At 42.4% G+C, this 10,771-nt stretch carries 9 protein-coding genes and 4 tRNA genes; 8 read left to right on the top strand and 5 right to left on the bottom strand.

Going from position 1 to position 10,771, the window contains the following annotated elements:
* Positions 1–90 precede the first annotated feature (90 nt).
* Entirely contained in the window at positions 91–978 is an 888-nt protein-coding gene (locus tag PSU78_RS04425) for a recombination-associated protein RdgC (RefSeq protein ID WP_300384851.1), read from the bottom strand.
* Positions 979–1,347: 369 nt separating this feature from the next.
* Positions 1,348–2,454: an NADH:flavin oxidoreductase/NADH oxidase gene (locus PSU78_RS04430; protein ID WP_300384854.1), complete on the bottom strand. Its 1,107-nt coding sequence runs from the start codon at positions 2,452–2,454 to the stop codon at positions 1,348–1,350.
* Between the two features lie 118 nt (positions 2,455–2,572).
* Between PSU78_RS04430 and PSU78_RS04435 the strand changes: the two genes are divergently transcribed.
* The gene (locus PSU78_RS04435) at positions 2,573–2,881 is read left to right on the top strand and encodes a helix-turn-helix domain-containing protein (protein WP_300384857.1); all 309 of its coding nucleotides are present in this window, start codon (positions 2,573–2,575) and stop codon (positions 2,879–2,881) included.
* Positions 2,882–2,927: 46 nt separating this feature from the next.
* On the opposite strand, the gene PSU78_RS04440 is transcribed toward PSU78_RS04435, so the two are convergent.
* A complete protein-coding gene (locus tag PSU78_RS04440; RefSeq protein ID WP_300384859.1) occupies positions 2,928–3,503 on the bottom strand; it encodes a DNA-3-methyladenine glycosylase I in 576 nt (191 codons plus the stop codon).
* Positions 3,504–3,714: 211 nt separating this feature from the next.
* On the opposite strand from PSU78_RS04440, the gene PSU78_RS04445 reads away from it, so the two are divergent.
* Both PSU78_RS04445 and PSU78_RS04450 read left to right on the top strand, forming a co-directional pair.
* A complete protein-coding gene (locus PSU78_RS04445; protein ID WP_300384862.1) occupies positions 3,715–6,183 on the top strand; it encodes an EAL domain-containing protein in 2,469 nt (822 codons plus the stop codon).
* Between the two features lie 143 nt (positions 6,184–6,326).
* Positions 6,327–6,402 (top strand) — tRNA-Thr (locus PSU78_RS04450).
* Positions 6,403–6,604: 202 nt separating this feature from the next.
* On the opposite strand, the gene PSU78_RS04455 is transcribed toward PSU78_RS04450, so the two are convergent.
* Positions 6,605–7,477: an EamA family transporter gene (locus tag PSU78_RS04455; RefSeq protein ID WP_300384865.1), complete on the bottom strand. Its 873-nt coding sequence runs from the start codon at positions 7,475–7,477 to the stop codon at positions 6,605–6,607.
* 188 nt (positions 7,478–7,665) lie between these two features.
* On the opposite strand from PSU78_RS04455, the gene PSU78_RS04460 reads away from it, so the two are divergent.
* Positions 7,666–7,742 (top strand) — tRNA-Pro (locus PSU78_RS04460).
* Between the two features lie 205 nt (positions 7,743–7,947).
* Positions 7,948–8,385, top strand: coding sequence for a DUF2721 domain-containing protein (locus PSU78_RS04465; protein ID WP_300384868.1), 438 nt, complete (start codon positions 7,948–7,950; stop codon positions 8,383–8,385).
* Positions 8,386–8,414: 29 nt separating this feature from the next.
* On the opposite strand, the gene PSU78_RS04470 is transcribed toward PSU78_RS04465, so the two are convergent.
* Positions 8,415–9,581 (bottom strand): PilT/PilU family type 4a pilus ATPase, encoded by a 1,167-nt coding sequence (locus PSU78_RS04470; RefSeq protein WP_300384871.1) that lies wholly within the window; start codon positions 9,579–9,581, stop codon positions 8,415–8,417.
* A 193-nt stretch (positions 9,582–9,774) separates the two neighbouring features.
* Here PSU78_RS04470 and PSU78_RS04475 point away from each other — a divergent pair, with 193 nt between their 5' ends.
* The 3 genes from PSU78_RS04475 to PSU78_RS04485 all read left to right on the top strand — a co-directional run bounded on the left by PSU78_RS04475 (position 9,775) and on the right by PSU78_RS04485 (position 10,466).
* Positions 9,775–10,056 (top strand): hypothetical protein, encoded by a 282-nt coding sequence (locus tag PSU78_RS04475; RefSeq protein ID WP_300384874.1) that lies wholly within the window; start codon positions 9,775–9,777, stop codon positions 10,054–10,056.
* Between the two features lie 159 nt (positions 10,057–10,215).
* Positions 10,216–10,291, top strand: a tRNA-Val gene (locus PSU78_RS04480).
* A gap of 98 nt (positions 10,292–10,389) precedes the next feature.
* A tRNA-Asp gene (locus PSU78_RS04485) sits at positions 10,390–10,466 on the top strand.
* The last annotated feature ends 305 nt before the right edge of the window (positions 10,467–10,771 follow it).

Genomic DNA, 10,771 nt, shown 5'->3' on the forward strand with positions numbered 1-10,771 from the left:
GCTTGCAGCTTATAGCGCGATGCAAATGAATACTTAGGTATGGAGTGAGTGCCAACTAACTCCATACCAAGTAAACATCGGAGTGGCAATCTAAACGTCGCCACCTAATGCATCCACCACTGAAGGAATGAGCTTTTTCAACTCACCTGTCATGATGGCAAAATCAGTATCGAAGCTATCATCCTCGCTGTTTACGTCAGCTTGGTCTTTAATCAAATCTAAGGGCACAATGCGTTTCAGTTGTAGATTCTCATGCATGACGAATGAAATCTTGTCATTCCAGGTCATCGCCATTTTAGTGACTTCTTTGCCAGCTTTTAAGTGTTTGCTAATTTCATCGAGCTCTAGCGCGTGTTTGACATAACGCACGGTGGATCCACTCTCACCTTTCTCACGTAATTCGCAGTCTTGATCAACCGTAAATGATGCTGGGGCCTCCTTAGCGCCTAACCATGTGGTCATGGCGACTGACGGTGATAACTTGGTTTTAATGAGAGAAACTGAAAAACCTTCTAGTGTTTTAACCAGCTGTGTGACCATTTCATCCGCTTTGGCTAAATTAGCCGCATCAATGACCATCCAACCATCTACGGGATCTATCCAGGCATAAACTTTACTGCGAATGGCAAAGGCGCGAGGTAGCAATTCATCCACCATGGCCTCCTTAATTTCTTTCATTTCTTTGCGGCCAGGTTTGTAGCCTTGCTGCTCTTCAATTTCTGCAGCACGTAGTTTAGTAAATTGATTGATTACAGTTGCTGGAAGTAATTTCTTCTCGATACCAAGACTAACGAGAAGTTGAGAACCAAGTTGATGCACAAGCGGTTCACCCTCCACTTTGGGAGAGACCCAACCTACTCTTTGCATATCCAAACCACTGCAAGATTGCAATGCGCGCTTAGCAAGCTTTTCTGCAAGGGATGCTGGCGTTTCTTCCCATTTAGTGAGACGGTATAGCGTGAGATTCTTGAACCACATAGATTGAAATGCCTTGAATGGAAAGCGCGGCATTTTACCTTAAAACATTTGGTACTACAGCAAAATGTAGTTGGTGAAGATTAATCAGCTGCTCAAAGCTTCTGCTACGTTATTCTTATAAATATGTTAAACAAGCAACCGATGTTGCTAAGCAAGCGGCAGTAGTCGCTACGATAATGTTGAGTTGCCCATGGCTTATCTGCTAACCCAGATGAAGAATTGAAAATGCTTTACGATAACGCGTTTGCAAAAGTCGACACTACAATAAGTAGCATTGTTAATGCCTCAGCATCCTAGAAAAGCTCTCAGATAATGTCAATAAAACTAGTCATTATCTGAGTATGGTCTTAAAAAATGGATGTCAATCGACTAGTCTTCTACTAAGCTTTTATATCTAGACAACCAATGCGCATAAGGCGGCGGTAGTACCCAGGCTGGATCCTTTTTATCTAAAGCCTTTGCCGCATGATATGGCCAATTTGGATTCTCTAGGTGAGCTCGACCTATCATCGCTAAATCCAACTGTTCGTTACGTATCGCCTGATCGGCAATTTTTGGTGCACCAAATCCCCACGCAGATGACACAGGTATTTGAACCTCGTTGCGTACTCTCTGCGCTATAGGCGCCATAAATGCAGGCCCCCATGGAATATTCGTATCTGGTATGGTGAATCCAACGCTGACACTTAGCATGTCCAGCCCAAGCTGGCGCCATTCTTTAACCAATTGAATGGATTCGCTCATGGTTTCTTCATCTTTACCATCGAATTCCAGCACACCGAATCGCGCTGTTAATGGTAGGTTCTCTGGCCAAACATTCCTAACTGCCGCAATCGTCTCAAGTGTGAATCGTGATCTATTCTGATAGCTACCACCATATTCATCCGTGCGCAGATTAGAGTGAGGCGAAGTAAAGCTCTGAGCCAAATATCCATGCGCAAAATGCATCTCTAGCCATTCAAATCCAGCCTGCTTGGCACGGAGCGCAGCGGCAACAAAATCTCCTTGCACTCTTTTGATGTCATCAATGGTCATTTCGCTCGGCACACGAGGGAGGTCACCGCCAAATGCGATGGCTGATGGCGCTATTGGTTGCCATGCCCGTGAGTCGCCAGCGGCGATATGGTCGTCGCCTTCCCATGGCACGTTAGCACTTGCCTTACGTCCAGCATGCGCTATTTGGATGCCAGGTATAGCTCCGGCCGCTTTTATTGCCGCTGCGATTTCACGCAGTTGTTCTACTTGAGCATCGTTCCATATTCCCAAGCAGTTTGGGGTGATACGCCCCTCTGGTGATACCGCGGTTGCCTCCACAATGACCAGACCGCTTCCACCACGGGCTAGACTTGCATAATGCACTTTGTGCCAATCATTCACCAGGCCATCTTCAGCCATGTATTGACACATAGGTGGAATCGCAATGCGATTTTTTAACGTTACATCTTTTAATTGAAAGGAAGAAAATAAATCTGCCATGGTGATCCTCTTGATTGATAATTAGGTAATGGCTAGAAAATTAAGCCAAATTATTATTCCAATGTTCGAATATAATCGAACATTGGAATAATATCAAGAGATGTGATAAATTTTGTGTATGAGACAGATTAAACACCCCACCATCGAGCAAGTAGAGTTGATTGATATTCTATATGCGCTAGCAGACCCTACCCGCATGGAAATTGTTGTTCGCCTCGCCAAGGCAGGCAGAAAATTGACCTGTGGGGAGCTTGACCTGAATCGACCAAAATCAAGTATGTCACATCACTTCAAAATATTACGTAGCGCGGGTCTTGTTGAAACGGTGGTTGACGGCACTGAGCACATGAACGCACTAAGGCTCGAAGAGATTGAGCAAAAGTATCCAGGGGTTCTTGAGTCTGTACTTAAAGCAACACAGCCATAGTTGTTAGCTTAAATCATTAACAATAGCTTTCGTAGCTTCTGATTTCTTATCGACAAAAACAATCTGAAGCGTGGTCATTTACAATTCCTACTGCCTGCATCCAAGCATAGACAATGGTTGGGCCGACGAATTTAAATTCTCGACGCTTCAACTCTTTCGATATTGCTTCAGAAAGAGGCGTCATGACAGGAGTGCTTGAACCACTGCCATTGAGCACTTTTTCTTCAGTAAAAGACCAACAGAAGTCACTAAAATTTTCATTACGCGCCATCATTTCACAATAAATCTTGGCACCTGCAATAGTTGCTTCAATTTTGGCGCGTGCGCGAATGATTCCCTCATTATTCATGAGTCGATTGATGTCGTCTTCATTGAAATTTGCTACTTTCACAGGATCAAACTCTGCAAAAGCCTGACGGAATGCCTCGCGTTTACGCAGCACGGTAATCCAAGACAAACCCGCCTGAAAGCCTTCTAACATCAGCATTTCCCAAAGCATACGAGAGTCTCTTTGCGGGACTCCCCACTCACTATCGTGATATGCCTGCATAAGCTCACTACCTTCAGCCCAAGCACAACGTTTTTGGTGCTTAGTATCAGCAGAGTTTGGATGTTGGTTCACTTTTTAACCTGCTAAAATTGATAATAATGCGGCATAGTTTTCCTTCGGAATTTCACACCAGCCATTTATAGCAAGTCATTAATTTAGCTATAAATCATGGAATTGGTTGCTAAAACTATTACTTATGTCGCTATGGAATTGATATAAAATTGCAGTAAACTGAGATCATAACAGGCAAAAAGTTGTTTGGCAGTGACTACGGGCTTTATTGATGAATCTACAAATAAAAGATGACACTAACATTGCCCAAGGTCTAACCTGGCGTTATGTCTTTGCTTTGACTTTAATCGCTGCGCTATCAACCTCTGCATGGTTTAGTCTTGAGCTGATTATCGCTAAGCAAAAAAGTACTGCTGCAATAGTCAATATAAGCGGACGACAGCGCATGTTAAGCCAGCGTACGGCGCTGCTTTCGAATTTACTAGTTCATGCACAAACAAATCAACGTCCAAAAATTCAGCGTAAGTTAAAGGAGAGTATTGAGCTGATGGCCCAATCTCACTATGCGTTGATACATGGTGACAAACTGTTAGGCCTACCCGCTAGTATGTCTACAACTGTCAATGCAATGTACTTCAAAGGTGAGAATCCACTGAATACTCAAGTTGAAAATTATATTAAAAGCGTTGATGAGTTACTTGCAGCCGACAGTGATAATTTGACGGCTGACAACCCTACTGTACTGCTCATCACGAACACAGCATTGACTAGATTAAGTTCATCCCTAGACAAGATGGTGCATCAGTATCAACTCGAAGGCGAGGCATCCATAGTCAGCTTGGAGAAAATAGAAACGCTGTTATGGACGCTGACTTTAATATTACTAGCACTTGAAGCGGCGCTGATTTTCTATCCATTTACAAAGTTTACAAAACTAGCCGTTGAAAAGCTGCATCAAATAACGCGTGAATTAAAATTTCATGAAGAGTATCTTGAAACCATTATTGAGCAACGAACAGTAGAGCTTAGCATTGCTGCTACTGCATTCGAATCCCATGAAGGTATATTAGTGACGGATGCTAATAATGTCATTCTTCGTGCAAATCAAGCATTTCTAAAAATCTCTGGCTATAGTGAAGAAGAAGTCATCGGTCAGTCACCAAGATTGTTTCGTTCTGGAAAGCATGAAGTTACTTTCTTCGATGCTTTGTGGAAAAGTATAAACGATACAGGCATGTGGGAAGGCGAAATATGGAACAAGCGCAAAAATGGTGAAGCGTATCCAGTACATGTAACGATTACGGCAGTTAAAGCAAACAATGGCACAGTCACTAACTACGTATCGACCCTTACTGACATTACTGTGAGTAAAGCCGCCAGTGATGAAATTCAGAGACTTGCATTTTATGACCCACTAACTCAGCTACCTAACCGTCGGCTATTAGTTGATCGACTTAATCAGGCGCTAGCTAACAGTGCACGTAGTGGTCAGAGAGGCGCGTTACTGTTTCTTGATCTTGATCATTTCAAAACATTGAACGACACGCTAGGTCATGATATTGGTGATTTATTATTACAACAAGTGGCAACGAGACTGATGACTTGCGTGCGAGAAGGTGACACGGTAGCTCGCATAGGGGGTGATGAATTTGTCGTGTTTATAGAGAACTTGAGTGATCAACCATTTGACGCTGCTGCTCAAGCTGAGCTGGTAGGCGAAAAAATATTGAGTGAAATTAATCTACCGTATCTGCTTTCTTCACACCGATATTTCAATTCCTCCAGCATCGGAATCACGCTATTTAATGGCGGTGAATTAGAGCTTGAAGAGCTACTCAAGCAAGCTGATATTGCTATGTATCAAGCTAAAAAAGCGGGTAGAAATACATTGCGTTTCTTCGATCCCAATATGCAAGAGGTGATCAATGCACGTGTCGAATTAGAGCGGGATTTACGTCAAGCCATTGAGAATAAGGAGTTTCAACTCTATTATCAATTACAAGTTGATGGTGATGGTCGTTCATTGGGCGCAGAAGCCTTGATTCGTTGGAATCAACCTAAACGAGGCTTAGTGTTACCATTTAACTTCATACCACTTGCAGAAGAAACTGGATTTATTCTACCCATTGGGCAATGGGTATTAGATGCAGCCTGCACCCAGCTCAAAGCTTGGGAACAGAGCCCATTTACAGATAATCTTACTTTGTCGATTAACGTCAGTGCTAAGCAGTTCAATCAGGCAGATTTTGTATCACAGGTACAAACTACAGTTCAAAATCATGCAATCAATCCAAACTTATTGAAACTTGAGCTTACTGAAAGTATGTTGTTAGATAATGTTGAACACATCATTATCACAATGGTCGCATTGCAGGCCATTGGAATACGTTTTGAGTTGGATGATTTTGGAGCTGGTTACTCATCTCTTCAATACTTAAAGAAACTGCCATTACAACAGTTAAAGATTGATCAATCTTTCATACAAGACCTCACTGAGGATAGCAGTGACCAAGCGATTGTTCGAACCATTATCGCGATGGCACGCGGACTCAATATAGATGTCATTGCGGAAGGTGTGGAAACAGATCATCAATTAGCATACCTAAGAAATTATGGGTGCAATCACTTTCAAGGTAATCTGTTTGGCATCCCAACGCCAATTAATGAGTTTGAGGCTTTCACTAAGAATAGCAGGCAGTTTCCAAGAAATCACTTCTTAAAGAGTTTAGCTGGTAGTTAGTAAACTTAGCGAGCTTCCACGTTGGCTGCCACAGTAGATGCAATATGTTGTGGCTTAAACGATGTATTCTAATTTAACTAATTATTACATTCATAATGCATGACATTCGCTAAATTTTCAGTATAATTCGCTTCCTAGAAAACGCCGGATTAGCTCAGTTGGTAGAGCAGCGCACTTGTAATGCGAAGGTCGTCAGTTCGATTCCGACATCCGGCACCAGTTTTATATCAAGAATTTCTCTATTGTAAGCAGCCAAGTCTAAATAAAGCTCACTTAAAAATTCATATAGCGCAACGGCATCCGCATAGTGCTTTCCATCTCCTTCAGTTTAAATGCTACGGTACTCTAATTAGTTTTAAATCGCTTTGACGTACTCGCTACATTGGTAAGTTTTTGAGTCATAGGTTAGCCATAGAGTTTGCTAGGCCATTAAGACTAATATGCTGCCTGCCATCATGACTGAGCAGGCGAGTAGCTTTCTGGTGATATGTTTTTCGTTAAAGACTTTGTAGCCAGCAAACACTTGCAAAACCATGCCTAACTGAAACAGTGCAAGTGCGTATGCCACCATCATGTTAGCGAGCAGAAGCAATGTAAAGTACTGCATGACAAACACCATCGCTCCGATGGCGATAATTGTGGGTAAGTGCTTATTGGATGCTTGTAGGTTACTTTTCATGCCACCAGTTAAAAATAGTTGATTGCTTAACAGCACGAGTAAAAACCCCATGAGTGACCAGAACACCATGGTGGCTAGTGCGCCGCCGAGAATCACCGATTTTTTAAGAAAAATAGTGCCGATGGCGAATAAGAGAATAGAAAGAAATCTTGCTTGAACGCCTTTGTCTTTTAACAGGCTTAAGATACGGTTAGTTTGCAAGTCGCCCGTGGATGGCGTTAAAAAATAGCTGCCAGCAATAATCACCAAAACGCCGATAAAACCTTGCAGGCTCGGTATTTCATTTAGAAAGACGATCGCTAACAGCATGGAAGCAACGACTTTGTAAGCGTTAAGTGGACCAAAGACGGAAAGCTCGGTTTTAGAGAGTGACATGACTAAAAACATCCACCCACCGACATCAAATAATGATGCGAGAAAAGCATCAAGCCAAAAAGCATGACTTAATTGACTGATTTCAACCACTCCTAATAGCGGCGCGGCGAGTAAACTTAATACAAAGTAAGTCGTGGCGACGATAAAGAACGGATGCAGGCCTTGATGCGATAGCTTTTTTTGATAAATGTTAGCGCCTAATGAAAATATTAAGCGCCCAAAAATGTAAATGAATTCCACTGTAATGAATGTGTCTAGCGCTTTATATGAGGTTAAATTTTAACCTTAAATTGAGAAGAGACTTAGTTTTGATTGCTGTTTAAGTGCATTGATTGAAATGCTTGGTTCGTGGAGGGCTAATCATAATCTTCATTAATTAAACTCGCGGCCTTGACGGGGGCGACCGTTCTCAGTATAGTGCCGGCCTTCGGCGTGTAGCGTAGCCTGGTAGCGCGCCTGCTTTGGGAGCAGGATGTCGGGAGTTCGAATCTCTCCACGCCGACCAGATTTAAATAGATTTATCTAATTGGTGGCAAACCCCAATTAACAAAAAAGGAGCTTCGGCTCCTTTTTTGTTTGTATCGCTATACCCTAGATAAACACGAAAGTTATGCACTAAAATAAATTGACGGGCTAGTGAATTAGGGCTAAATTTCACTGCGTAATTTTATTAAACAACTCCCTTCTTAACAAAGTTCAAGTCAATAATCATGATTGCCAATCTTACAGATATTCACGCCGTTTCTGAGGCTATTCGCGATGCCGTGGCACCAGTGTTCTTACTCACGGGTATAGGCTCTATTCTCGGTGTGTTGATTGGTCGTTTGGGGCGATCTATTGACCGTGCACGATTGTTAAATGATATGCCGCGAGAGAAGCGTGGTAAGTTTAGTCATGAGTTTAAGATTTTAGTTAAACGCACCAAATGGCTTAGGCGCGCCATTGGCTTGGCGACCCTAGCGGCTTTATGTGTATGCGTTTCTATTGCAACTTTGTTTATATCAGTCGAGACGGGTTTTAAAATGCCGCATATCGTATTGCTGGCGTTTATCACATCTATGTTTTCAGTGATTTTGGCCTTGCTATGCTTTTTACGCGAAATTGTACTCGCTTCGCGTGAGGTGATTGTGCCATTTAATCACGATTAAACGGCTGGCAAATAAACCTGCCGCCTAATTTATATGCCCGCCTGAGCTTCTGCTACTTTTTCCTCTTTAGGTTCCTCATGTAGTGCAAATATACTGGTTGATTTAGCACCAGCATTTTTGCCTTTGAGTTTGAAGCGCAAGCGTAATTCGGTGAGAGAGTCTGCATTTCTTAACGCATCTTCTTCGGAAATGACACCGTCTTCACACAGCTGGAATAAGGCTTGGTCGAATGTTTGCATGCCTTGCTCAGTTGATTTAGCCATAATTTCTTTCACCATGCCTGTTTCACCTTTTAAAATCAGGTCTGAAATCAAGGGTGAATTCAGCAGAATTTCAACTGCTGCGCTACGTCCGCCGCCGACTTTTGAGACTAAACGCTGTGAAACAAATGCACGTAGATTCAACGATAAATCCATATGCAGTTGCGCATGACGCTCTTCAGGGAAAAAGTTGATAATGCGATCCAGCGCTTGATTTGCACTATTGGCATGCAAGGTTGCCATGCAAAGGTGCCCAGTTTCCGCAAAGGCCAGCGCGAATTCCATGGTTTCTCTATCACGAATCTCACCAATTAAAATAACGTCAGGTGCTTGGCGCAAAGTGTTTTTAAGTGCATTGAACCAGCCATTGGTGTCACGCCCCACTTCGCGGTGTGTGACTAAGCAGTTTTTACTTTGATGTACATACTCCACAGGGTCTTCTACCGTAATGATATGACCAAAGCTATGTTCATTGCGATAGTCGATTAAAGCCGCCAGTGTTGTGGATTTGCCAGAGCCTGTTCCGCCAACTAAAACCACCAAGCCACGCTTAGTCATCATCACTTCTTTGAGCACTTTAGGTAAGCCTAAGTCTTCAAAGTTAGGTATTTTTGTGGTGATAGTGCGCAGCACCATGCCTACTTTTTCTTGCTGTAAAAACACATTCACCCGAAAACGCCCAATTTCTTTAGGCCAGATTGCAAAGTTACATTCTTTTTCTACGGCAAACTCGGCTTTTTGCTTATCACTCATAATGGCATCAGCAAACGCTTTGGTGAGTTCACCAGTGAGTTTCTGTTGCGTGACGGGCGTCATTTTGCCGTCTATTTTCATTGCGGGTGGAAAATCTGCAGAAATGAATAAATCTGACGCCTTTTTGTCTAACATGGCACGTAAAAGATTGTGCATATAGGCCAGCGCTTGTTCGTTTGTCATGTTTTCTATTGCCGAAAATAGGGTTATGAAGATTGGTTAATAGTTATTATTGCATGGAATGTGTGACATTCATGCGTTACTGCTGATGAAATATAGCCTTCACAGCCAGCACGTATATTGGCTTGCATGGCCTCTATTTTCGCCTGTATGATGCACTAGCCACTTTAATCTTTAACCTGAGTAGAAACCAGCCATGTTCACCATACCCTCCACGTGGAATATTATTATTTCTACCATCGTATTCGTGATTGCGGCATGGTATCTCCATCGCTTATTAGATGAACATGGCATGCCCAAAGGCGTCACGCGTGGATTATTGGTGTTTGTGTTGGCTTATGTGGTTTCTTGGGCATCTGGCGAGCTGGTAGATTTGTCGCGCGAGAAGGTGTATGGTCCTGAGCCCGTTTCAGAAACGCAAAAAAATCTAAATGAGGCGCTAGATCTATTAAAGGCGAGTGGCATCACTTCACCTTAGTTTATAAGCTAAACCCTAGGTTGCCAGCTAAATTTCAAGTGAAGTTTCAAACCAAAATTGTGAATTACGCTAGAAATTGCAAATTATTTAAGTTTTATTCAATCATGCTTGGAAAAATCTCTAAATTTCATGTAATATGCGGTCCTCGTTAGGCAGGCAGGGTGCTTAGCTCAGTTGGTAGAGCGTCGCCCTTACAAGGCGAATGTCGGCGGTTCGACCCCGTCAGCACCCACCAAAATCCTGCAAGTGTGACTATCGTTACTCATTTTTTGTAAAAATGAGTAGGCGAGTTTAAATGCGTTTTTGTTAAATTAATTAAAACGCATCGTTTTTGGAGTGGTAGTTCAGTTGGTTAGAATACCTGCCTGTCACGCAGGGGGTCGCGGGTTCGAGTCCCGTCCGCTCCGCCAATATGTAAAAAGCCTTATAAGTCAATAGCTTATAGGGCTTTTTCTTTTTAGTCTGGTAGCATAATTGGTAGCAAATTATGTTAAAAATACCAGTCTATGCCAGAAATGGTGTCTATTACTTCCATAGTCGTATCAATCAACATCAAGTTAAAAGGTCTTTAAACACAAAAGACCCCAACATTGCTATGATTAGAGCCTTAGACCTCTTAAAAATGATTGATATGACCATTGACCTCAAAAAAATCAAAAAGTATGTAATGGTCTAATAAAATGCGACACAAGTTAAGAGATTATAATTACTTAAC

It is taken from the genome of Methylotenera sp. (assembly GCF_029945705.1).
Taxonomy (GTDB): Bacteria; Pseudomonadota; Gammaproteobacteria; order Burkholderiales; family Methylophilaceae; genus Methylotenera.

What these genes read in the sequence shown, in the direction of transcription:
- PSU78_RS04435 (WP_300384857.1), top strand. Translation starts at nt 2,573, where the DNA reads ATGAGACAGATTAAACACCCCACCATCGAGCAAGTAGAGTTGATTGAT.
- PSU78_RS04475 (WP_300384874.1), top strand. Translation starts at nt 9,775, where the DNA reads ATGTTCACCATACCCTCCACGTGGAATATTATTATTTCTACCATCGTA.
- PSU78_RS04425 (WP_300384851.1), bottom strand. Translation starts at nt 978, where the DNA reads ATGTGGTTCAAGAATCTCACGCTATACCGTCTCACTAAATGGGAAGAA.
- PSU78_RS04430 (WP_300384854.1), bottom strand. Translation starts at nt 2,454, where the DNA reads ATGGCAGATTTATTTTCTTCCTTTCAATTAAAAGATGTAACGTTAAAA.
- PSU78_RS04465 (WP_300384868.1), top strand. Translation starts at nt 7,948, where the DNA reads ATGATTGCCAATCTTACAGATATTCACGCCGTTTCTGAGGCTATTCGC.
- PSU78_RS04445 (WP_300384862.1), top strand. Translation starts at nt 3,715, where the DNA reads ATGAATCTACAAATAAAAGATGACACTAACATTGCCCAAGGTCTAACC.
- PSU78_RS04470 (WP_300384871.1), bottom strand. Translation starts at nt 9,581, where the DNA reads ATGACAAACGAACAAGCGCTGGCCTATATGCACAATCTTTTACGTGCC.